Source organism: Dysgonomonas sp. HDW5B, from assembly GCF_011299335.1.
In the GTDB taxonomy this organism is placed as follows: domain Bacteria; phylum Bacteroidota; class Bacteroidia; order Bacteroidales; family Dysgonomonadaceae; genus Dysgonomonas_A.
On sequence record NZ_CP049858.1, the window covers coordinates 1,262,897 to 1,286,598 of the forward strand.

The following is a 23,702-nucleotide window of genomic DNA, read 5'->3' on the forward strand; positions in this document are numbered from 1 at the left end:
AGTATTTCCCCGTGAAATACTCCATATACTTATAAATATACTTTAACTCTTTATATAATTTGATATATGGCTTTTAGAAAAGATAGTAAAGTAAAGAGTAGCTTTTCAAAAATCACAGTAAGTCTTGCTTCTCCGGAAGAAATTCTGGAAAATTCAAGCGGTGAAGTCTTGAAACCCGAAACTATAAACTATCGTACCTACAAACCCGAACGTGATGGTTTGTTCTGCGAACGTATTTTTGGTCCGGTAAAAGACTACGAATGTCATTGCGGTAAATACAAACGTATCCGATATAAAGGTATCGTCTGCGACCGTTGTGGTGTAGAGGTTACTGAGAAAAAAGTAAGACGCGAGCGTACCGGTCACATCCACTTGGTAGTGCCTGTTGCTCACATCTGGTATTTCCGTTCTTTACCTAACAAAATGGGTTATCTTCTTGGTATACCAACCAAGAAACTTGATATGATCATTTATTACGAACGTTATGTTGTAATACAAGCTGGTATCAAAGAAGAAGAAGGTGTTGCTTATAAAGATTTATTGACTGAAGAAGAATATCTAAACCACTTAGATACACTTCCTAAAGACAATCAACTGTTGGACGACATGGATCCAAACAAGTTTATTGCCAAAATGGGAGCTGAAGCGGTTTATGATCTATTGGCTCGTTTGAATCTCGATTCATTGGCTAATACACTCCGTCACAGAGCTAATACAGATACTTCTCAACAACGTAAAAACGAGGCTTTGAAACAACTTCAGGTTGTGGAAGCTTTCCGTGGATCGAAAGCAAAAAATCGCCCGGAATGGATGGTTGTTAAGATTGTACCTGTAATACCACCCGAACTTCGTCCACTGGTTCCTTTGGATGGAGGTCGTTTTGCTACATCTGACTTGAATGACTTGTATCGTCGTGTTATCATACGTAACAACCGTTTGAAACGATTGATCGACATTAAAGCTCCGGATGTAATCCTTCGTAATGAGAAACGTATGCTTCAAGAGGCTGTGGATTCATTGTTTGATAACTCTCGTAAATCGAGTGCAATCAAAACAGAATCGAACCGCCCTCTTAAATCACTTTCCGATAGTTTGAAGGGTAAACAAGGACGTTTCCGTCAAAACCTTTTGGGTAAACGTGTTGACTACTCGGCTCGTTCGGTAATTGTCGTTGGACCTGAATTGAAGATGCACGAGTGTGGTCTTCCAAAAGATATGGCTGCTGAGCTATTCAAACCATTTGTGATCCGTAAATTGATTGAGCGTGGTATCGTGAAAACGGTAAAATCTGCTAAAAAGATTGTTGATCGCAAAGAACCTGTAGTATGGGATATTCTTGAGCATGTGATGAAAGGTCACCCCGTATTGCTCAACCGTGCCCCTACTCTTCACCGTTTGGGTATTCAAGCATTCCAACCTAAAATGATCGAGGGTAAAGCAATCCAATTGCACCCACTTTCATGTACTGCCTTCAATGCCGACTTTGACGGTGACCAGATGGCTGTTCACTTACCTTTGGGTAACGACGCTGTATTGGAAGCTCAAATGTTGATGCTTGCTTCTCACAATATCTTGAACCCTGCTAACGGTGCGCCTATTACTGTACCTTCTCAGGACATGGTATTGGGATTGTATTATATCACAAAAATACGTCCGGGAGCACAAGGTGAAGGTCTTACTTTTTACGGACCTGAAGAAGCTATCATTGCTTATAATGAGAAGAAAGTTGATATACATGCCCTTATTAAAGTGTATGTAAGAGACCTTGACGAGAACGGACAAGTGGCTACAATTATGCGTGAAACCACGGTTGGACGTGTACTTGTAAACCAAAATACTCCGATCGAAGTAGGATTTATCAACGAAATCTTATCTAAAAAATCACTAAGAGATATTATCGGTAATATCATCAAATTGGCAGGAGTTGCTAAAACAGCTCAGTTCCTTGACGATATTAAAGATCTTGGATATACAATGGCATTCCGTGGAGGATTGTCGTTTAACCTTGAGGATGTAATTATCCCCGCAGAAAAAGAAACGCTGGTTAAACAAGGATATGATGAAGTTGAACAGATTCTAGGAAACTACAATATGGGATTCATCACCTATAACGAGCGTTACAACCAGATTATTGATACCTGGACACACATCAACTCTAAGTTGTCGAACATTTTGATGAAACAACTTTCGGAAGATGACCAAGGTTTTAATGCTGTATACATGATGCTTGATTCGGGAGCCCGTGGTTCTAAAGAGCAGATTCGTCAGTTGTCAGGTATGCGTGGATTGATGGCAAAACCTCAGAAAAGTGGAGCTGAAGGTGCTCAAATTATTGAGAATCCTATCCTTTCTAACTTTAAAGAAGGTCTGTCGGTGTTAGAGTACTTTATCTCTACCCACGGTGCTCGTAAAGGTCTTGCCGATACAGCATTGAAAACAGCCGATGCAGGATACTTAACACGTCGTCTGGTTGACGTATCACAAGATGTGATCATCAATGAAGAAGACTGTGGTACACTTCGCGGACTTGTTTGTACAGAACTTAAAAACAACGAAGAAGTTGTAGCTTCACTATACGAACGTATATTGGGTCGTGTTTCGGTTCATGATATTCAACATCCTTTGACAGGAGAAGTCCTTGTTGAGTCTGGAGAACAAATCAGAGAAGAAGCCGCTATAATTATTCAAAATTCACCAATTGAGCGTGTTGAAATCCGTTCGGTATTGACTTGCGAATCTAAAAAAGGCGTATGTGCTAAGTGTTACGGACGTAACCTTGCCACAGGTCGTATGGTTCAAAAAGGAGAAGCCGTTGGAGTTATCGCTGCTCAGTCTATCGGTGAGCCGGGTACACAGCTTACACTTCGTACGTTCCACGTAGGGGGTATCGCTTCGAATATTGCTACTGAAAACAGCATCATGACAAAATACGATGGTATTTTGGAAATTGATGACTTGCGTGTTGTTGAAACTATCGACGAAGCAGGTAAGAAAGTACAAATCGTTGTGAGCCGTCTGGTTGAAATACGTGTGGTTGATCCTAATACTAAAATCGTATTACTTACTCACAATATTCCTTATGGTGCTAAACTTTATTTCAAAGAAGGTGCCAACGTTAAGAAAGGTGATGTAATTTGCGAATGGGATCCATTTAATGCTGTTATCGTATCGGAAGCAACAGGTAAGATCAAGTTCGAAAACGTAATAGAAAATGTTACTTACAAAGTAGAGTCGGATGAACAAACCGGTTTGAAAGAAAAGATCATTATCGAATCGCGTGATAAGACTAAAGCTCCTGAGGCACACATTCTGGATGAGAAAGGCAATATAATCAAAACATACAGTTTACCTCTTGGTGCTCACGTTGTCAAAGAAGATGGCGACACTATGAAAGCCGGAGATGTACTGGTTAAGATACCTCGTGCTGTAGGTAAAGCGGGTGATATTACCGGGGGTCTTCCTCGTGTTACCGAGCTATTCGAAGCACGTAATCCTTCTAACCCTGCTGTTGTATCTGAAATTGATGGAGAGGCTTCGTTTGGTAAGATCAAACGTGGTAACAGAGAGGTAATTATTACATCTAAAACAGGTGAAATAAAGAAATATCTGGTTCCACTTTCTAAACAAATTCTGGTACAAGAGAATGACTTTATCCGTGCAGGTATGCCTTTATCGGATGGTGCTACTACTCCTTCGGATATTCTTGCTATCATGGGACCAACTGCGGTACAAGAGTATATTGTAAACGAAGTACAGGATGTATACCGTCTGCAAGGTGTGAAAATCAATGACAAACACTTCGAGGTTATCGTACGTCAGATGATGCGTAAGGTAGAAGTGGTTGATCCGGGAGACACTCGTTTCCTTGAACAACAAGTGATTGATAAGCATGAGGTAATGGAAGAAAACGATCGTATCTGGGGTAAAAAAGTGGTTGTAGATGCAGGTGACTCTTCTACATTCGAACCTGGACAGATTGTTACAGCTCGTAAACTGAGAGACGAAAACTCGATGTTGAAACGACGTGACCTTCGTATAGTAGAAGTTCGTGATGCAATTCCTGCAACAGCGAACCAAATACTTCAAGGTATCACCCGTGCGGCTCTTCAAACACAAAGCTTCATGTCGGCTGCTTCGTTCCAGGAAACTACTAAGGTTCTTAACGATGCTGCTATCCATGGTAAGGTTGACAGATTGGAAGGTCTGAAAGAAAACGTTATTTGCGGTCACTTGATTCCTGCAGGTACAGGTCAACGAGATTTTGATAAGCTTGTTGTTGGTACTAAAGAAGATTTTGACAGAGTAATGGCTAACAGAAAGACTGTTGTTGATTTTGACAGTGTAGAGTAAGGTCACAGACCTTTTTATTGTCCATTGAAGTATAGCTACTGGTAGCTACAACTTCTGAATATGACATTAAATAGTGTTTCTTCCGTCGAATACTCGCACATTATAATACCGAAAGGGGACGAATAATATTCGTCCCCTTTTTTATTTCAAGGTTTCAGACCTTTTTATTCCTTTGAACAACCAAAGCCTTTGTCCATCATACACACTTTCTTTTACTAATAATCCGTTAAATAATACTTAGGAAAGAACATTACTGATTATTAAGGCGTTTATAAAGGATAAACATTAACATTATGAAGATACTTAAGAAAACAGTTAAAGCTAGAGACTTCAAGTCATATGAAAGTGCTAGAATAGTTAAGAACTCAGGAGAGGTTCCAGACAAAGTAACTAACAGTGAAGTAAAGGCTGCCACAAACAAGATTAATCCTGACGAGGCTAGTATGGAAAGCAGAGGGTGATCAACAAAGCTTCATATAACTTTACATAAGCACAAATATTTTTCACAATGCTAAATATTAGAAACCTAAATATTTAAATGCGATGAGTAATAGACGTGAAGAACTTGAGAAAGAAATAGAGATAGTCCAAGACAGAATTGACAGTCCGCCTGCGGGTACACCTAAAGATGTTATGGAATCTTGGATAAAAGAGCTGGATAGTTTATCTTTTGAGTTGAATAATCTTTATGATGACGATGATAATGATTAGTGCTGATTGATTGGGCGTATTTCGACAGAATATACCCACACATAATACGGAAAAGGACGGATGAATATATCCGTCCTTTCTTGTTTGAATAAATGAATCACTACAGAATCTCTTCAGAAGCAGTGTCCAATATATAAATAGGATAAATCAAACTCTTTAGTAATTTCAGTTATTAAAACTACATAATGCTATTTCTTTAGTATTTTACCAATATCCTCATGCAAGGCTAATGTAATTATTCTATTTTTACATTCATCAATAACAAATTGTTGAAATTCTAAACAGCACGATGGTTCTACACCAAATCCTTCATCCGAGAAGGTAGCTACTGCATTCTCATTGTGAATTGGACATTTTAATACCGAAACTTCTTTTCGGAATATTTCTTTCGCTTTATCAGAATATTTTGCCATTTTCATTTGTGTTTTTAATTTCCATCCAAGATATACATTTTTTTCTATCTTTGTTGAATATTATAGCGTTAGCTATTGTTTTGGGTAAAGAAAACGACCAATTTTTAAGACACCACGAACAATAAGTTATCGCTCATGCCATTTGGCGTGGGCTTTACTTGTTTGGTGTCAAGGTGCTTGGTCGTACCTCTTTACTGATGAGTATTTGTCCACGCCTTTAGTGTGTAAAGTCGTAGTTAATGTATGATTAAAACATGATTACTAATTTTAAAAAGCATGAAATGAGATTTTTATTATTACTATTGACAATTGGAATTTTTGGCGGATGCGTAAAACAGAAGGAAGCTGAGAAGAGTTTAAAGATGACTCGGTGGGAATCCGTAGATGGAGATGTAAAGGTTTCTTTGATATTCTTTGATAATAGGGGGCAAATGGTATTTGAGCATGCTCTTTCTCCTCAGATAAAAGATTCAGTGGAATTCTATTATAATTACCCCCATGATGGTAGTTATAAGGTCGTTCATTTACGAACTAAAGATTCCGAATATAGCGGAATGATTATATCTGATGAATGGATGGAACTTCATTCATTTCCGCAATTAAAGTATATCAACCGTTTTGATAAAATGCCATGATTAAAAACTAGAAATAGTTTATCTAAATAAAAAAGCCACATACAATAAATGTACGCGGCTTTTTTATTTAGAATATAAGTTTTACTGTTTTACCTCAACCCACATGCCCGAAGTGCGGCTTTGAGTTTGCGGTTTATACATAGCCTCGCAAGACACTGCCGGAAGATAGAATCGACCGCAATAGGCAGCTTGTAAGCGAACTTTGATTGCTGTTGAATACCCATTACCCAGATTGAAGAATGTCATCACCCTATCGTCTCGTATGTCCTGATAGTTAAACGATGGATTGGTAGCATTAGCGGCTGCATTAAATAAGCGGCTATTGAATATTTCCCAACCCGAAGGGAATATCTGGGTAAGTGCTAAGTCGGTGATAGATTCGCCCGAAACATTCTGAACAATCACATTAGCAAAGAACTCTGTCCCCTGTTGAAGTGAAGTTACATCAATCTCGTTGTTATTATCATCCACATATTTCACATACAGATTTATCCCGTCATTTTTAGGCTGAGATTTGTCTACCAGAGGTTGTGTACGTCCAATCAAACGAACGTATAATTGCCCTTGACCTTTATTTGTGAAATTGATATTCACAACTTCCTGTGGTTTAATCGTATATTCATTAAATACCAGAGATGAACTTTCGACCTTTTGAGCTACGCCATTCAAACTCCAGTCATAAGCTATCACTCCTTTACCCATCTTTTCGGCTAATTGAGACATAGCTATCAAACCAAATGCAGCCGTTTGAGTAGAAATGTAATCGGAGCTTAATGCAGTCGATATCTGAGATGCTAACGAAAGGGCTTTCTCGGTTCTGCCTAACAATAAGTTTGTTTCCATTATCATCGCCATATCACGAGCGGGGCTACCGTAGGTATTGTTGAATGCCGAATAATTATCGACAGTTAAAGGAACATTCGTCACAATTTGCTGAGCTGCATCTTTTTTACCTGCAATGGCATACGCGGCAGCTAATCTCCAACGAGCTTGTATCGAAAGATCTTTCATTTCTTTCAATCGATTCATAGCTCCCAATTCCGGTTCACCGGCTAAAGCCAATGTATACAAACGGTATGCTTGTTGCAGATCGTTCATCGAATACGAGTAATAAGAACTGTAAAGATCGCCCCTGTTCCAACGCTGAGCTGTTTTTTTCTGGAATTGTTTCCACTTACTGATAACTGATTCGGGCACATTATAGCCTTTATTCTTAGCTTCGATAAGGAAATGACCTGCATAGGTACTCACCCACTCTGTTGGATACGAACTACCCGGCCAATAAACTATACCCCCATCTCCTAATTGACGTGATGACAATATTTTGATGGCTTCGTTGATATTGTATTTCATCTTCTCGGTTTCTTTTTCCGAGAATTTACGGAATGCTCCGACATATAACAGAGGGAACACGCGTGATGTTACTTGCTCCGAACATCCATAAGGATAATCATACAGATAGGCCATATTCTTACTCAGATCAACAGCCGGCATACGAGAAACTTCGAGTCTAACCCAATCATCTGCTGTGGGCGAATCCATATCAATATTTAATTCGTGCGATTGTCCTGCCGGAACCAAAGCATCGGAGGTCAATATAATAGGTGGATTAGGATTCCGTACCATTATATCGATAGTTTCGTTTGAGCTTTCGCCTCCGCCACTCGCTTTTATGGTTACTTTTTCAGCTCCTGTTTTCTTGGCTACTTTTACTTTAAAGTAAATCACCTTATCTCCTGTTTCGGTAAATGTTACTGACTTGCTTGTTCCGTCAACAAACTGGAATAACCCATTGGCTGCCTGAACAGTTACATTTACTGTCTTCACTTTTTTATCCATTGCAAATACATTCACAGGAAGTAGTATCTCCTCGTCAGGTCCTGCAACTCTTGGAAGTGTTGATAAAACCATCAACGGATTCTTCACTGCAACCGTCTTTTCGCTACTTCCGTAAGCTCCTTCTTGTGAACCTGCTACTACCATCACACGTACCGAACCGATATACGGATCGAGTTTTATCTTATGCTGCTGCGTTTCGCCTTTCTTCATGGTGAATGGTCCTAAGAATTTCACCACAGGCTTAAATCGATTCAAAGGATTGCTCGATGGTTTAAGAGTCTCGTCACCACCGATACTCAACAATGGGCCTAGTTTTCCGGCTTGTGCACCTACTACCATATCGAACATATCCCATGTACGAACTCCTAATGCCTGATAAGCATAGAAATCGGTCCACGCATTGGGTGTTTTAAATGAAGTCAGATCAAGCAGACCTTCATCCACAACAGCCAGAGTATATGTCATTGCCTTCTTATTCTTCTCCGATACCGATACGGTAAATTCTTTTTCGGGTCGAAGTTCATCAGGCATCGTTATAACGGGAGTCAATATGGTGTTCTTATTCTCCACTTTGATATTCAGCACACCATACAAACGAATCGGCAAATCATTATCGGTTTGAGCATGAGGTTGTAACAGTGTTGCAAAGATGAAGAAGTTAGGGTTCATTTCGTCCGTCACTTCAAATGTGTATTTGGTATCTTCTTTTGCACTGGTTTTAGCCCAATCGCGTTGTATGACTTTGGTGCCGTCTTCGATACTGATAAGCACTCGTCCATCCGAACTTTTAGGAATGGTCACCGTTACTTTTTCGCCCACCTGATAAGGTGTCTTTTTATCTGTTGAGAAAGACAGCATGGTTAATCCCGAAGCATCTTCTTTATCCGAACGTCCTTTCCATGCAGGCCAGTCAACATAGATCACTTTTCCTGAGATATGACCGCTTTGACGATCGGTTGCCATCACCAGATAGCGTCCCCACTCTGCATCTTCGACTTTAAAACTAACTTTGGCTTTTCCTCCAACTGTCGATACATCCTTATCCAATACTACATTTGCCGATGTATTGTTGACATAGGAAGACAAGTCGTCGTTATTACGATTCCACCACCACGACCATTTGATCTTATATATTTTGACATTGACATCCGATCTGCCAACAGGTTTTCCATCGGGAGTCAATGTTATTATATCCATCACATTGTCTTTGCCTGTTTCCAACATCTCATAGTCAGATTCATTAGGTGATTTTATACCTACATAAGCCGAATATGGAGAATAGGCTGCTGTTTGCGAATAGATGCTTGCATCGCCTCCTGTTTCGAATACCCTTGACACTAAAGTTGCTTTAAGCATTCCCGGAGCATTAGAAGCCGGAGGTAGTTTAGATGATATGGAAGCATTTCCGCTCGCATCCAATCGACCTTCGTATATTGTATAGGTATCTGTAGTAAAGTTGCTTGCCGGATTGTTAAACGAGTATGCTTCATATCCTTTAAACGGATTACCGGCCAGTGATAAAGTCATTTCGACACTTGCCTTCAGATTGGAAGCTGCTGCACCGTGCAACCATTGCGAAGATAAGGTACTGTTCAAAACACCTTTGCTTGCATCAATCAGTTCACCAACATTTAAACGGACTTTCAGCCTGTTGGGTTTTACGGTTTCGATTCGTATTGTTTTTGAGAAGGTAGCTCCTCCTACTTTTATATCTGCCCGCCAGTTACCGGTTATAGCTCCCGGATCGGTTGCCAGTTTGAAAGTATAGAAACCATCTTTTCCGGATGTATTTACAAATTTCTGATAGAGTTGCCCTGTGGGTGTAAACATGTCTAATGATACGGGATGCCCTTTAGGCAGGGGATTTACTTTATCATCCAAAATAAATGTCAAGTAAATAGAATCGCCCGGACGCCAGACTCCTCTTTCTCCGTAAATATATCCTTTCAATCCTTTTTGTATCTCTTTTCCGCTCACATCAAAATTGCTGAGTGATAGGGATAAATTAGAAGTTAGCTTCAGATATCCTTTGTCTTTATCTTTTGATGCCACTACCACAAAAGGAACGCCTCCTTTGTAGTCAATAGTGGCGAAACCATCTCCGTCGGTTTTAGCCGATCCTATGCGTTGCATCTGAAAATTATATACATCAACAACGGCTCCTGATATGGGTTTTGTTGTAAGTATGTCGGTAAGTGCAACTGTTACTTTTTTGTCTGAGCCTATTTTAGCGATCAAACCTATATTAGAAGCATATACTATACAATCGGATGAGCGGTTGCTGTAATAGCTGCTTTTACAAGGATCTTCTCTTTCCTCCCAATTATAATCCTCCCAATCTATAGGATCATAATAATAGGTTTGAGGAATGTCCCAAACAGCTTCGTCTTCTTCCGTCATACGGTTGTCAAATCGCTCCAAACCTGCTTCTTGAGGGACTTGGGGAACTATTCCGCTACATGGGTATAATGAATATTCTTTCTTCATGGTAAACTTAATCCGATAGATTGCACCCGGATCTTGTTTAATAAGTGTTGATAAGTCTATCGAGAAATTATTCCATTGATCCAATCGCATGGTATGGTCTTCATCGAGCCTTATTTGCTTTTTAAGCACCAAACGGCCGAAGCGTCTCAACTCATTATCACCTCCAAAATCATTTGATTGAAGGTATCCTAATACATTGTTTTCAAATATCTTGACAATGGTAATATCTACTGCCCACAGATTGACTGCCTGAAAGGGTATATTCAGATTATCGGAACTTGGAAGGATGTTACCCGAGTTGAGTAATTTAATTTCGGGTTTATTTTTTTCAAGAGAGAGCTGATAATTATAATTCTTATCTAATGTTTTATTCTCGGAGCTTTTCAGCTCTTTAAAGATATTCAGATCGACACTGGTATTATTGCTGTTGGCATCTAAATAGAGTTTCAATACATTTTTTTGTATATCGTATGAGAAGTTCTCGATACCATTCGGATTAACCAACCCTTGTATATTCTGATTGTTCGATAAAGGATCGCTGAATGTAATACGTATACATTCCGATGGTTCGTAAGCCGTGCGTACATCAATCACCGAAAAGGTGGAAGCATTGATAGCCGGTAATACAATGGGCAATTGCTCTGCATCTCTTTTTGCTCCGATAGGCGAACCGTCTACCTTCAACGTATAGGTCAAATCCTGAGTTGTTCTTTTTAAACTGTCAATAGTAAAGGCATATCGTCCTTTTACGTCTGTAGCTTCTATTTTCACAACGGCTGTGTTGGAATTTCCTTCTACCGAAAGCATTTTCTCGATATCGGGCATAGCTGCCTCATCTGCCAGAGAAAGTGTACCTCTTACCGTGTTCCATGTCAGGTCATTGTCCTTTGTTGGGGAATAGGGTAAGATATCTACGGCAAAATTTTGCTCCGGTACTTTAAAGTAGAAATAAAACTCTTTGAAGTCTTTTTCCACCTGAAGTACTTTATCGAGTTTGAACCAAGCATCGTAAGTCTCGCCTTGCTTCAACTCGCCGGGTTCGGGTACAAATTTGATTGTACGTGTATTTACCCAATATGCTTTTCCTTTAATTTTCGGGGAAAACTCGAATAAGTCCTGATCGACTTCGGTATTCAACTCCACGGCAGGCATATCCTGATTCAGTTCGATCTGGATAGAAGATACGGACGAAACCGATCCGTAAGTAAATGCTGCAATATAACGTGCAAATTCGGGATCAATAGTGCGTGATCCTTTACGACTACAGGAATTTGTAAATAACAAAAAACCTAGCGAGAGCATAAGTACCAATATGGGATTTATCTTTTTTCTCATGAAGTGCTATTTTAGTGAAAGTGTAAATAAAAACAAATATAAGTAAACTTTATAAAGCATATATTGTTTCTTTAGAGAAAGAAAAAGTTAAATGTTCAATTTTTCTAACGCACCCTTTGGGATTGTTTTTCATTTTGCCTTGATGCAAAACGAAACAAAAGATCAAGACTGTACCTTTTGCCCGACCCGCTAAGGACTCGAAAGCTAAAACAAAAGAAAAACTTTTATTGTTGATATCCTTTTGTTTCTTAACGCTTTCATTCGCCCTGCGGGTACCCCGTGCAACCGGCAAGGTCGAGAAGCCTGACGGGCGAAAGCCATTTGCAGGCGTTAGCCCAAGTGCATCAGGGGTGTAGCCGTTGGCTGACAAGCGAAGCAGGCGTAAAACTAAACGTGCCGATAGGCAGTAGGTTTAGTTTAGCCTGTAAGCTTAAGTCAGACAGGCGAGCGACGCAGCACAAAGCCTTTTTGATTCCTTTTGCGGATTTGGGCAAAAGGAATACAAGCAATCTTCGATTGCGCGTAGAAGAATTTAAACGACTAATTCGCATAACTATAACAACCATAAGCTGTGAGGGTTCAGTAATAAACCCTATAATACCTTCTGCTACTTATCAGCCATTTTATCTATTAAAGAAAGTATTATGGGAAAATATACGCAAAAACTAGTTGAGAAAATATCAGGTTTGATAGAGGAGGATAATTATACTATTACAGAAATATGCCGTATAGCGGGAATAAGCCGTAATGTGTTTTATGAATGGAAAGCTACCAAGCCCGAATTTTCGGAGGCGTTGAATCAGGCATTCGAAGCTCGTGAAGAAAGATTGAGGCAGCAAGCTCGAAGGTCGATGAGACAGAAACTGGAGGGGCAAAAACAAATAGAAACCAAAATAACTTATACGGCTTCAAAAGACAGTGACGACCCGTATACGCTCGTAGTAAAAGAGTACGTTGTAAAAGAAAAGTATTGCCTGCCGGAAACTTCGGCTATCATCCATTCGTTATCGGGAGGATATAACGAGTCGAAAAGCGGAAAACAGGCGATGCCTGCAAGCCCATTGATCATACAGGTGGATAGCGAAAAGACCAAGCGTGATATGGAAAGGTTGCAACAGCGGTTAAGTTCGTAAGAGGTGTCATTTTTGTCATCTTTGTCATCTTTTTTAACGGAACACGATGAAATACAGCTATTTGAAAACAGGACTAAATTACACGTGCCTTACAGGCTTGTAAGGCACATTTGTAAGTTTATTCACAATTATATTCTTTGAAAATTTAAACAAGCTCTAAATATATTAAGTTCTCAGAACTATTTACTGCCTTGGTAAGTAAAGCAGTGATAGGGTTTTACAGTCTTTAAAAATTTTCTTTTTCTTATATGACCTTTTGTACTAACTTTGCTGGAACGGGGTTTATAAATGAGACATATTAACGGACTTGCGACATAGATGTAACTATAATGTATTGTAATGGTTATAAGGAAATATGAAAAACTTTTGGCAGAGATTAAGAAAAGATTATAACAAGAAAGATACTAAGCTAAAATCGGGGGCTTTTGAACTGTTAAAGTACATTGGACCTGGATTGTTGGTGACTGTCGGGTTTATTGATCCGGGAAACTGGGCATCAAATTTTGCAGCCGGATCGGAGTTTGGATATGCTCTCTTGTGGGTGGTAACCTTATCTACCGTTATGCTGATTATACTTCAACACAATGTAGCCCACTTGGGTATTGTTACGGGATTGTGTCTGTCCGAAGCTGCCAATAAGTATCTTCCCCGGCGAGCTTCGAGAATTACACTCTGGTCGGCTATTGCTGCTTCTATTTCGACATCTCTAGCCGAAATATTAGGTGGAGCGATTGCCTTACAAATGCTTTTTGATGTCCCTATAAAAATAGGAGCTATACTTGTTACCATATTTGTGGCGTGTATGATGTTCTCCAATTCATACAAGAAGATCGAACGTTATATCATTGCCTTTGTATCTCTGATCGGATTGTCGTTTATATACGAACTTTTTCTGGTAGATATCGAATGGAAAGAGGCTGCCGTTTCGTGGGTCACTCCATCTATGCCCGACGGAAGTATACTTATTATAATGAGCGTTTTGGGTGCGGTTGTTATGCCTCACAATCTCTTTCTTCATTCCGAAGTTATTCAAAGTCGCGAATGGAATCTGAAAGATGATAAGGTTATTGAGAAACAACTCAAATATGAGTTTTTCGATACCCTTTTTTCGATGGTTATCGGATGGGCTATCAACAGTGCGATGATCCTGCTGGCTGCTTCCACTTTTTTCAGAGAAGGGTTAATTGTAGATGATTTACAACAGGCAAAAAGCCTTTTAGAACCTCTATTGGGTGCAAATGCTGCTGTTGTATTCGCCATTGCTCTTTTATTTGCAGGGGTTTCATCTTCGATGACTTCGGGTATTGCGGCAGGGTCTATCTTTGCCGGCATGTATGACGAACCGTATAATATAAAAGATATACACTCTCGCACCGGGGTGGCCATTTCGTTGGGAGTAGCTCTTTTAATCATATTTCTAATAAGCAATCCTTTCAAAGGACTCATTATTTCGCAAGCGGTGCTAAGTATGCAATTACCGATAACTGTCTTTTTACAGGTAAGACTTACTTCTTCTAAAGAGGTAATGGGTAAATATGCAAACAAACCTCTCACCAAATACATGCTTTATACAATTGCAAGTATTGTTACTTTACTGAATATTTGGTTACTATATAGTTTAGCTACGGGATGGGTAATAACCGGCTAAGTATAATTATACCTCTTTATAATGTTGAAGATTATATTGAAAGGTGTATTTTGAGCATTGTTCATCAATCTATTGATACTGATAAGTATGAATTGATTGTGGTGAATGACGGCTCAACAGACAGAAGCGAATCTATCGTTAGAAAACTACAAAGCAATTATCCTATTATAAAGCTGATTAAGAAAGAAAACGGCGGTCTTAGTTCTGCTCGAAACAAGGGGTTAGATATTGCTTCCGGTGATTATATATTCTTTGTTGATGCTGACGACTGGGTATCGCCCGACTCATTATCTCAATTATTGAAAATTATAAATACTAACCCTGACGATATTATTTTATTCAAAGTGGCAGAAGTGTATCCTGATGGAAAGACAAAAGCGATCCATTTCCATCTACCCAAAAGCAACCAAACGCTACCGGTGGATGATTACATTTGCAACTACACAATACTGAGTGCTGCATGGCAAGGATTATTTAAACGGAGTCTCTTTACGGATCATAACATACGAATGCCCGAAGGTTTTCTGGCTGAGGACGATGATCTGGTTGTCAAATTATACTCTGTAGCCGAAACTATTTATTATCTGCCTATCGAAGTTTATAATTATTACCAACGTCCGCAATCGATCAGCAATAATTCTGACACGCATCACAATGAAAAACTGATAAGGGATCGAATTTCTATTTTCAGGGAATTGGTAAATTATGTCCAAAAGTTCACAGGTAAAAGAAAAATGGGATTGGAACGCAAATTAAATTTTCTGGCACTGGATATAATAAGATTACTTATCCGAAAATCGCAAACGAGACCGACAATCGATGCAATATTACAGCAACTGTCTGATTTAGGCTGTTTTCCATTAAGCAGAAAGGCATATTCGGTGAAATATACAATACTCCGGACATTACTAAATAAGCCTTCCAGAATCCGTTTTTTTACTTCTTTGAAAAAAAGTGAAAAGTTTTTTTAATAATCTCTTGTTTTTTGCAACTTATAATATATCTTTGTACCCGCTAACGCAATAGTAGCCGCGGATGTGGCGTAATTGGTAGCCGCGCCAGACTTAGGATCTGGTGCCGAGAGGCGTGGGGGTTCGAGTCCCTTCATCCGCACTAAGCCGAAAGGCAAAACAAAGCAAATCCTTGAAAATCAATTGGTTTTCAAGGATTTTTTTATTCCCTGAATTTTACGAAAACAGCAAAATAATGCATTTTTGAGCATTATTCCATAGCCAATTCGTAGCCAAGAATTATTTTTCAGTTTTGGCTACGAATTGGCTACGAGAATGACTTCAATTCATTGTTATACAATATTTTGCATAGGGTTGGTTTAATGTTAAAAAAGTAATTTTACAACAACAAAAAATCAATTTTATGGAAACAAAAATGACAAAACAGCGAAACACTTTTAATGTAGTCTGCTTAATCAGAAAAAACAGGGTGATGAAAAACGGACAAGTCCCTCTATTTATTCGTATTACTGTCAACAGTAATGTAGCCGACATTCCAATTGGCGGTAGTGTAAATCCCTCTCAGTGGAGTCAGGCACAAGGGAAAACAAGAGGTAGTAGTCGGGAAGCACAAGAATTAAATTATAATATTCAATCCGTAAAATCCCGGATTCATCAAATCTTTTGTGACCTTGGGTTAGCCGCTAAGCCTGTCACGGCACAGATTATAAAAGATATCTACTTAGGAAACCACAAAGACGAAGAAGATGGTAAAACTCTAGTTGAAGTACATTCCGACCACAATGAACGGTGCAGACAATTATTAAATATCGAATATGCGCAATCAACGATTTATAAGTTTGACGCCTCGCTGAAATATCTGAAAGAATTTATGGATAAGGAATTAGACATGGAAGATATTCCTCTAAAGAATATTAATGAAGACTTTATCCGCAAATATGAACTGTACCTAAAGACAGAAAAGGGGTGTGCCAACAATTCTGCTATTAAACATTTGAAAGTCTTTAAGAAGATCATCAGAATAGCAATACTTAATGATTGGCTGCATAAAGACCCGTTTGCCTCGATTAAGTTTCGTCAGGATGAAGTTCATGTAGAATTCTTAACTATGTGTGAACTGGAAACACTCATTAATAAAGAGATTTCTACAAAGCGACTATCGCAAATCAGGGATGTATTTGTGTTTTGCTCTTTTACGGGATTAGCATTCGTTGATGTAAAGAATCTGAAAGAGGAGCATATTATTAGAAACGGCAACGATGAAGTATGGATTCGCAAGCCTCGTGAAAAAACGAATAATATGTGTAATATTCCTCTATTAAATATTCCGAAGATGTTATTAGAGAAATACAAGGATGATAAAGGGTGCCAATTGAAAGGTCAGCTTCTTCCGGTTCCTACAAATCAAAAATATAATACATATTTGAAAGAGGTGGCTGATTTATGTGGTATAAACAAGAGACTGACAGCGCATTGCTCCAGGCACACATTTGCCACCAGTGTCACTTTAGCCAACAAAGTAACGATGGAGAATGTCGCTAAGATGCTAGGACATTCTTCTACCCGCATGACTCAGCACTATGCAAAGATTCTGGACCAAAGTATTTTGGAGGATATGATGAATGTGGATAGTAAAATTTCGAACCTTAAATTACAGTAATCATGGAGTTACAAATAATTCAGAATAAAATACATGAAATTAGAGGAGTTAAAGTATTGTTGGACTTTGACCTTGCAGAAATGTATAACGTAAAAACTAAAGCCCTAAAGCAGGCTGTAAGACGGAATATAAAACGATTTCCATTTCCCGATTTCATGTTTGAGTTATCAGAATCTGAATGGATTGAACTGGTCACAAATTGTGACCGGTTGCCTGAAACACTCAAACATAGTTCAGTATTCCCCTTTGCTTTTACAGAGCAAGGAGTTGCCATGTTATCCAGTATTTTACGCAGTGATGTAGCCATTGAAATAAATATCGCTATTATGCGAGCTTTTGTTACACTCCGTCAATATGCTTTAGGATATACAGAACTTAATCAAAAACTAGAAACTTTTATGATTGAGACCAATATGCAGTTTAATGACATTTATCAGGCGTTGACTGAATTGGCAAATAAAAAGGAATTAGAAAATAAACCAAGAAAGAGAGTCGGATTTGTAAGGGATGAATAATCTTGAAGCTGCAAATTTCATTCTCAAAATATGAAAAATAACTGGTCGTCACGATCAGTTATTTTTTTTGGGGGACAAGACAGAATAACCAGCTACGACAAATTACGACAGAACGCGACAAACCACGACAATGCGCTGAAATTCAATAATCTGTAATGTTTTTGATCTTATATTCGCTTTTGATTTGCAAATCATCAAATGTTATGTATTGTTTAACTAAAAGATTCATTATGGAAACAACGAACATAGATAAGGTTGTATTTGAAGCCATGATATTAAAAGTCAGAAATTTTAAGAATAGAATAGAATCATTATGCAGTAAGTATAAAAATAAAGGACTGGATCAGTGGCTCGACAATCAGGATGTATGCTTAATCCTTAATATCTCTCCCCGTACTTTACAGACCTATAGAGATACAGGAAAAGTGAGTTTCAGCCGGATTAATAATAAAATTTATTATAAGGTTTCAGATATTGAAGAACTTCTGAAGTCATGTAAATGAAAGAGTAAAAACATATAATAAAAATATTATGGAAGAATTAATTACAAAACGCAACAAGGATGTTGTTACATTTTTTGAAAGCTTGGAAGAGCTAATTGTTTGTTTAGAAGATACTTTCGAAGAAACCAGACCGTTACTTAATGCAGAGCGTTATCTTACAGATAAGGAGGTCTCGGACAGATTGAAGGTCAGCCGCAGGACGTTGCAGGATTATCCTGCGCCCGTACTGGGTATATAATAAATATCTCTTTGGCAAGAGATTAGGTTTGTGTTCTTTGAAGTGACCTATCATCAACCGACTTATCTGAATGGGAAACCGGACAGGGAGCATAGCATGTCGGCAAAGCCATAAGTCAGCTAATTGTCAAGCTGCGACTGAAAGGTCAGATGAAACGATAGATATGAGGATAAAGTCTATACTGATTGAACGATAGTCCGAGTGGTTCCACTGTAGGCTCAGGCGGAAGACAATTACAAACGCCTGATTGTGATACTCTAAATTGTACGGTAATCATTTAGTAGCAAGAACTTATCACAACGCAATTACAATAAGTAATAAAGGACGAAAGTCGTATCCGACAATCTATCATGCCAATAGTTATTATATATCTAAACGGGGATTTCCTAAATCGGAATGCCGCAAGGCTATGGGGTTCAGCCTCTGAATATCCGACATGGAAACGGAGCTTCCGTAGTAGTTAGAGCAAGGGAAAGCCTTGTACATGGCGAAGGGAAGCAGTCAATAATTTTAATACAATTAACGGAAGATGTGTGAGACATTAAAAAGAAGTCCAGAAAGAGTATTAAACAGTCTAATGAAACAAAGTAAAGTTTCAGGTTACAAGTTTGAACGACTTTACCGTATTCTGTTTAATGAAGAGATGTTCTATGTTGCTTACCAACGAATTTACGCTAAGGCTGGCAATATGACCAAAGGGTCCGACGGTAAAACGGCAGACCAAATGAACATACTCAGAATTGAACACTTGATAGAGAAACTCAGAGATGAGAGCTATCAACCCCATCCGTCAAGGAGAACTTACATTCCAAAGAAAAACGGAAAGAAACGTCCGTTAGGAATACTCTCCTTTGATGATAAATTAGTGCAGCAGGTAATTAAAATGATACTTGAAGCCATTTATGAGGAGAGTTTCGAACCCACCTCACACGGTTTCAGACCTCGTAAAAGTTGCCAGACTGCCCTGATAAGCATTCAACGGACATTTACCGGTACCAAATGGTTCATCGAGGGAGACATCAAGGGTTTCTTCGATAATATAAACCACGAAGTTCTGATAAATACGCTGAAAGAAAGGATTGCCGACGAACGGTTTATCCGTTTGATTAGGAAATTTTTGAATGCGGGGTATGTCGAAGATTGGATGTATAACAAAACGTACAGCGGAACCCTCAAGGTGGGATAATAAGCCCATTATTGGCAAATATCTATCTTGATAAGTTCGATAAGTACATGAGTGAATATATCCAAAACTTCAATATAGGAGGAAGAAGGCGCAAACACCCTCAGACGAGCAGGCTTAACGACAAGAAATACACGTTAGCCTTAAAACTGAAAACTTTGAATGATGAGACAGCGAAAGCCAAAATTGTAGATGAAATCAGAAATATCGGCAAACAGCAACTTATGTATCCTCATTGCGATCCTATGGATGAGAGTGTTAAGAGATTGAGATACGTCAGGTATGCGGATGACTTTCTTATTGGTGTGATAGGGAGTAAAGCAGATTGTGTCCAGATAAAAGCAGATATTGCAAATTATATGAGCAAGACTCTCAAACTGGAACTTTCAGCAGAAAAGACCTTAATAACCAATGCGCAAAGACCAGCCAAATTTTTGGGATATGATATCTACATACACAACTCCAATGCAACCAAAAGGAACAAGTTGGGCTATCTGGTACGCGCGTTCAACAACAAAATCATTCTTCGCGTTACTACGGAAACAATGAAAAACAAATTAATGGAGTATGGTGCGGTCAAATTTGATTATCGCACAGGAAAAGAAATTTGGAAGTCAAAAGCCCGTGAATACCTGATGAACGACTCGTTACTGGATATAATCACTAGATATAATGCTGAAGTACGCGGTCTGTACAATTATTACGCTATCGCAAACAATAGCTCATCGCTTAACACTTTCTCCAGTATTATGGAATACAGCATGTATAAAACATATGCAGGAAAACTCCAAAGCTCTGTCGGTAAGGTAATAGACAAGTTCTACAAAAATAAGGAATTTGCAATACCCTACACCACAAGCAAAGGAGAACCAAAGTTGCAGATATTCTATAATGGAGGCTTTAAACGCCAAGAGAAAGTCGATGTGTTGTATCAAGACAATCTACCGCAAATCTACACAAGGACGGAGCCAACACTTATTCAAAGGCTCAAAGCGTGCAAATGTGAATTATGTGGAGCAACTACCAATGAGACAGTCATGTTTCAAGTCAGAACTCTCAAAGAACTGAAAGGGACAAGTGACTGGGAAAACAAAATGCTCAAAAAGCATCGCAAAACATTGGTATTGTGCAAGGATTGCAATGATAAAGTACATCAGAGTTAGACTGATATTATTGATGGAAAGCCGTATACACTGAGAGGTGTACGTACGGTTTGGGGGCGAGTATCCGCAAACCTACCGCTGAAAGGCGGTAAGGCGGTGGATGCTTAGCCTACGTAATCAAGGAGTGCTTTCTTACATATTGTTGGGTGGAAAAGTCTTGTATAAAGAATCAGATCTGCAAAAGACATTAAACAGTAATTATATCAAAGCCTTTCAGAACTAAATTAATACTGTTAATAATATTCATCTCACAATTTTAATAAGAAACTATGGAAAAAGAATTTATCATGATTGAAAAGGACGTTTTTAATAAAATGTTGGAACGTCTGGCAAAGTTTGAACGGTTTGTTAATGTTTTATACAACAAGTATAATCCAAACAAAGATACTAAATGGCTCGATACAAAAGAAGTCTGTTCTATCCTGTGTGTCACCCCAAAGACATTGCAAATTTATCGGGAAAACGGGAAATTAGGATTTTCTCAGATAGAAGGTAAGATCCTTTATCTGAAAAGTGATATTCAAACTTTTTTAGATAACAACGAAGTAACTAACTAATAAATTTACATATATGAAGAAAATAACAGAATCAGATGCTAGGGTTTCCTATTTTTTTAATACTCTAGAGCGTATGACTCAACAGCTTGAAGATTTATTAGATATGCAAAAGCCTCTGTTTAACGGAGAGCATTATATCACGGATGAAGAATTATCAAAAACGTTGAAGGTACATCGACGTACACTAAATGACTATCGCAAAAAAGGAATACTACCTTATATCTATTTTGGAGGAAAGGTACTTTATAAAGAATCAGCAATACTATATATCTTAAAGGAACTCTACTTTCCTAAGTGGAAATAATCTTAAATTGGGGCAAGAGGTATGCAAATTATTTCTTGCCTAACTTGTCTTTAGGTGTTTTGTTAGATTTCATATAGTCTTCAGTAAGATCATTCAGCTTACCTTTTACCAAATCTATTTCATCTAATATTTTCTGATCAAGTATCTTGGCATATATCTGGGTCGTTTTCAAATCCGAATGACCCAGCATCTTGGCAATACTTTCGATGGGCATCCCTTTGGTTATCATAAGCGTGGCAAAAGTTCTTCTACCTGTGTGCATCGTCAATGTTTTCCGAATACTGCAAGCTGCTCCGATAGGTTTTAAACGGTCGTTCATCTGTTTGTTCGTTAGAACAGGGAAAATATATTCTTTCTTACTCTTGTATTTCTCAATCAGAACCAGAGGAATTGGCAGTAAAGGTATAAAGCATGGATTTTTTGTCTTACTACGATTCATCATAATGATGTTATCTGTTATATCTGAATATTTTAAGTGCTTTAAATCAATATAAGATAACCCGGTCATGCAACAAAATAAGAACATATCCCGAACTCTGTTCAAGGATGCATTATCAAATTCCTGTATTATAATTCGTTGTAATTCTTTTTCAGTCAAGACTTGTTTTTCTGGCTTCTTTACGCTTAACACAGTATCGGCAAAAGGATCCCTGTCTATATAACGATTCCGGTAAGCATCCGTAGTTATCCGCTTCAGACGGCGCATATGCCTTATCATCGTATTGTGTGAGCAGTTCCCATCACTTAAAAGGTATACTTCAAAACCAGCTACGAACTCATGATTGATCTTCTTTAGGTTAATATCTTTTGTGTGATAGGTTGATTTCAGAAAATCAATTATTTTTCTTCTGGTACAGGTATAGCTATCTGCTGAAGCTTCTTCAATTACCTTGCTTTTCGCTAATGACTGCTTCTGACCAATCAATTTATCGAATGAATACATGAGAAAATGGTCTTCAGCCAGGCTGTCTTTACCTAAAAAAATATTCCTTATCCTTGTTATCGTAACAATATCTTCTTTGGCTGCCAATTTGTAATACAAATTCTCTAAATCAATATGAATAGACATTAATGAACGATTAATGTTCCGGGCTAGTTTTGTATACCCGATGGCTTTCTGTGCCTGTGAGTCCCAAAGAACCGGATCTATATTTATTCCGGATGCGAATGAAAGAGATTGACGGTCCAGCTTTAACTGCACGTTGATAGGAGTTGAACCTTGGGAGTTCAACTTCGTTCTTTTGATGAAAAACTTTACACTGAACCTAAAGTCAATCATACATATATTTTTTCTTTACATTTAAGGTCATCTATCAGGTATTTATAATTTATTTTGATAATATCGGAAGGTTTAGCCAAACTACTACTGTATTTGTTGTACTTGTGTATCCATATCATGGTGACTCAGTTCTTATTTTTATAAAACCCTAATAATCAATGGTATTTTCATATTGTGGTTCATTGTAGTTCCAGGCAGATTTGAACTATTACTCTTTAGTTTTATTAGTATCATCTATTGAGAATGTAATTCCATAAGCGGATTTTATATTTTCAGAATATAGCCTTCACTGTATTTCAATATTTCCCATATCAAAGTGCATTTTCGATTATTTAAGGAGTATTTAACACATTGATTTATAGTAATAAATGATCTTTCGGTATTGCTGTAATTGTCTGATTATCATTGTTTTAATAGCTAAAAATGGGACTAAGGGCTCTGGTGCTGCCTGGAACTAGAACCTTCTGAAATTACTCAAAAATAACACTCTTATTATGAGTAAGTTACAATCAATGGTATTACGGCAATCTCAATTTAACTAAAATATTAACTTAATACTATGAAAATCAATGCGGAAAATGTTAGCCAAAAGTTAGACATGATCCTGAGATACAGATCTAAATATTCAATTTTATATTTTAAATTCCGATAGTATTATATTCATCGTATTTCAGTAAAACTTCTTTAGAATAAGCGTTAAATCATTCCTAATATAAGGTACTTTCTCAGGTACGATTTTACATAAACTATATAAAGCCAATAATTAAACATGCGAGAA

At 38.1% G+C, this 23,702-nt stretch carries 18 protein-coding genes, 1 tRNA gene and 1 pseudogene; 16 read left to right on the forward strand and 4 right to left on the reverse strand.

All coding sequences use genetic code 11. From position 1 onward, the window contains the following. Positions 1-66 precede the first annotated feature (66 nt). The 3 genes from rpoC (at position 67) to G7051_RS05210 (ending at position 5,061) form a co-directional block, all read left to right on the forward strand. Positions 67-4,350, forward strand: a complete 4,284-nt coding sequence (rpoC, locus tag G7051_RS05200) for a DNA-directed RNA polymerase subunit beta' (RefSeq protein ID WP_166198914.1) — start codon at positions 67-69, stop codon at positions 4,348-4,350. A 293-nt stretch (positions 4,351-4,643) separates the two neighbouring features. Next, positions 4,644-4,811 carry a hypothetical protein gene (locus G7051_RS05205; protein WP_166198915.1) on the forward strand — a complete coding sequence of 56 codons (168 nt, stop codon included), beginning with the start codon at positions 4,644-4,646 and terminating at the stop codon, positions 4,809-4,811. An 82-nt stretch (positions 4,812-4,893) separates the two neighbouring features. Further along, positions 4,894-5,061 (forward strand): hypothetical protein, encoded by a 168-nt coding sequence (locus G7051_RS05210; protein WP_166112093.1) that lies wholly within the window; start codon positions 4,894-4,896, stop codon positions 5,059-5,061. A gap of 188 nt (positions 5,062-5,249) precedes the next feature. Here G7051_RS05210 and G7051_RS05215 read toward each other — a convergent pair whose 3' ends face one another. Then, on the reverse strand, positions 5,250-5,474 hold the full coding sequence (locus G7051_RS05215) for a hypothetical protein (RefSeq protein ID WP_166198916.1): 225 nt from the start codon (positions 5,472-5,474) through the stop codon (positions 5,250-5,252). Positions 5,475-5,755: 281 nt separating this feature from the next. On the opposite strand from G7051_RS05215, the gene G7051_RS05220 reads away from it, so the two are divergent. Next, positions 5,756-6,109: a hypothetical protein gene (locus G7051_RS05220; RefSeq protein ID WP_166198917.1), complete on the forward strand. Its 354-nt coding sequence runs from the start codon at positions 5,756-5,758 to the stop codon at positions 6,107-6,109. An 81-nt stretch (positions 6,110-6,190) separates the two neighbouring features. Here the strand turns inward: G7051_RS05220 and G7051_RS05225 are convergent, their stop codons facing one another. Continuing rightward, a complete protein-coding gene (locus G7051_RS05225) occupies positions 6,191-11,770 on the reverse strand; it encodes an alpha-2-macroglobulin (RefSeq protein WP_166198918.1) in 5,580 nt (1,859 codons plus the stop codon). 49 nt (positions 11,771-11,819) lie between these two features. Continuing rightward, on the reverse strand, positions 11,820-12,140 hold the full coding sequence (locus G7051_RS05230; protein WP_166198919.1) for a hypothetical protein: 321 nt from the start codon (positions 12,138-12,140) through the stop codon (positions 11,820-11,822). A gap of 274 nt (positions 12,141-12,414) precedes the next feature. On the opposite strand from G7051_RS05230, the gene G7051_RS05235 reads away from it, so the two are divergent. From G7051_RS05235 to G7051_RS05290, 12 genes and pseudogenes are all read left to right on the forward strand, one after another. Further along, the gene (locus G7051_RS05235; protein WP_166112102.1) at positions 12,415-12,903 is read left to right on the forward strand and encodes a phBC6A51 family helix-turn-helix protein; all 489 of its coding nucleotides are present in this window, start codon (positions 12,415-12,417) and stop codon (positions 12,901-12,903) included. Positions 12,904-13,258: 355 nt separating this feature from the next. After that, positions 13,259-14,551: an Nramp family divalent metal transporter gene (locus G7051_RS05240; RefSeq protein ID WP_166112105.1), complete on the forward strand. Its 1,293-nt coding sequence runs from the start codon at positions 13,259-13,261 to the stop codon at positions 14,549-14,551. A gap of 50 nt (positions 14,552-14,601) precedes the next feature. Then, on the forward strand, positions 14,602-15,522 hold the full coding sequence (locus G7051_RS05245) for a glycosyltransferase (RefSeq protein WP_255493324.1): 921 nt from the start codon (positions 14,602-14,604) through the stop codon (positions 15,520-15,522). A 60-nt stretch (positions 15,523-15,582) separates the two neighbouring features. After that, positions 15,583-15,664: transfer RNA gene (locus G7051_RS05250), tRNA-Leu, on the forward strand. Between the two features lie 261 nt (positions 15,665-15,925). Then, a complete protein-coding gene (locus G7051_RS05255; protein WP_255493325.1) occupies positions 15,926-17,182 on the forward strand; it encodes a site-specific integrase in 1,257 nt (418 codons plus the stop codon). A 2-nt stretch (positions 17,183-17,184) separates the two neighbouring features. Continuing rightward, positions 17,185-17,697 carry an ORF6N domain-containing protein gene (locus G7051_RS05260; protein ID WP_166198921.1) on the forward strand — a complete coding sequence of 171 codons (513 nt, stop codon included), beginning with the start codon at positions 17,185-17,187 and terminating at the stop codon, positions 17,695-17,697. A 230-nt stretch (positions 17,698-17,927) separates the two neighbouring features. Then, positions 17,928-18,200, forward strand: a complete 273-nt coding sequence (locus tag G7051_RS05265; RefSeq protein ID WP_166198922.1) for a helix-turn-helix domain-containing protein — start codon at positions 17,928-17,930, stop codon at positions 18,198-18,200. Positions 18,201-18,228: 28 nt separating this feature from the next. Then, complete coding sequence (locus G7051_RS05270; protein ID WP_166198923.1) at positions 18,229-18,438, forward strand: hypothetical protein; 210 nt, start codon at positions 18,229-18,231, stop codon at positions 18,436-18,438. Positions 18,439-18,834: 396 nt separating this feature from the next. Then, positions 18,835-18,975: a hypothetical protein gene (locus tag G7051_RS05275; protein ID WP_166197533.1), complete on the forward strand. Its 141-nt coding sequence runs from the start codon at positions 18,835-18,837 to the stop codon at positions 18,973-18,975. Then, positions 18,968-20,784: pseudogene (locus G7051_RS05280) on the forward strand (reverse transcriptase domain-containing protein). The gene G7051_RS05275 and the pseudogene G7051_RS05280 overlap by 8 nt, the downstream one beginning before the upstream one ends. A gap of 269 nt (positions 20,785-21,053) precedes the next feature. Further along, a complete protein-coding gene (locus tag G7051_RS05285; RefSeq protein WP_166198924.1) occupies positions 21,054-21,341 on the forward strand; it encodes a helix-turn-helix domain-containing protein in 288 nt (95 codons plus the stop codon). 13 nt (positions 21,342-21,354) lie between these two features. After that, complete coding sequence (locus tag G7051_RS05290; RefSeq protein ID WP_166198925.1) at positions 21,355-21,645, forward strand: helix-turn-helix domain-containing protein; 291 nt, start codon at positions 21,355-21,357, stop codon at positions 21,643-21,645. Between the two features lie 28 nt (positions 21,646-21,673). On the opposite strand, the gene G7051_RS05295 is transcribed toward G7051_RS05290, so the two are convergent. Continuing rightward, positions 21,674-22,924: a site-specific integrase gene (locus G7051_RS05295; protein WP_166198926.1), complete on the reverse strand. Its 1,251-nt coding sequence runs from the start codon at positions 22,922-22,924 to the stop codon at positions 21,674-21,676. Positions 22,925-23,702 lie beyond the last annotated feature (778 nt).

Coding starts and splice junctions, on each gene's coding strand:
- rpoC (WP_166198914.1), top strand. CDS start 67: ATGGCTTTTAGAAAAGATAGTAAAGTAAAGAGTAGCTTTTCAAAAATC.
- G7051_RS05205 (WP_166198915.1), top strand. CDS start 4,644: ATGAAGATACTTAAGAAAACAGTTAAAGCTAGAGACTTCAAGTCATAT.
- G7051_RS05210 (WP_166112093.1), top strand. CDS start 4,894: ATGAGTAATAGACGTGAAGAACTTGAGAAAGAAATAGAGATAGTCCAA.
- G7051_RS05215 (WP_166198916.1), bottom strand. CDS start 5,474: ATGGCAAAATATTCTGATAAAGCGAAAGAAATATTCCGAAAAGAAGTT.
- G7051_RS05220 (WP_166198917.1), top strand. CDS start 5,756: ATGAGATTTTTATTATTACTATTGACAATTGGAATTTTTGGCGGATGC.
- G7051_RS05225 (WP_166198918.1), bottom strand. CDS start 11,770: ATGAGAAAAAAGATAAATCCCATATTGGTACTTATGCTCTCGCTAGGT.
- G7051_RS05235 (WP_166112102.1), top strand. CDS start 12,415: ATGGGAAAATATACGCAAAAACTAGTTGAGAAAATATCAGGTTTGATA.
- G7051_RS05240 (WP_166112105.1), top strand. CDS start 13,259: ATGAAAAACTTTTGGCAGAGATTAAGAAAAGATTATAACAAGAAAGAT.
- G7051_RS05255 (WP_255493325.1), top strand. CDS start 15,926: ATGGAAACAAAAATGACAAAACAGCGAAACACTTTTAATGTAGTCTGC.
- G7051_RS05260 (WP_166198921.1), top strand. CDS start 17,185: ATGGAGTTACAAATAATTCAGAATAAAATACATGAAATTAGAGGAGTT.
- G7051_RS05265 (WP_166198922.1), top strand. CDS start 17,928: ATGGAAACAACGAACATAGATAAGGTTGTATTTGAAGCCATGATATTA.
- G7051_RS05270 (WP_166198923.1), top strand. CDS start 18,229: ATGGAAGAATTAATTACAAAACGCAACAAGGATGTTGTTACATTTTTT.
- G7051_RS05275 (WP_166197533.1), top strand. CDS start 18,835: ATGCCGCAAGGCTATGGGGTTCAGCCTCTGAATATCCGACATGGAAAC.
- G7051_RS05285 (WP_166198924.1), top strand. CDS start 21,054: ATGGAAAAAGAATTTATCATGATTGAAAAGGACGTTTTTAATAAAATG.
- G7051_RS05290 (WP_166198925.1), top strand. CDS start 21,355: ATGAAGAAAATAACAGAATCAGATGCTAGGGTTTCCTATTTTTTTAAT.
- G7051_RS05295 (WP_166198926.1), bottom strand. CDS start 22,924: ATGATTGACTTTAGGTTCAGTGTAAAGTTTTTCATCAAAAGAACGAAG.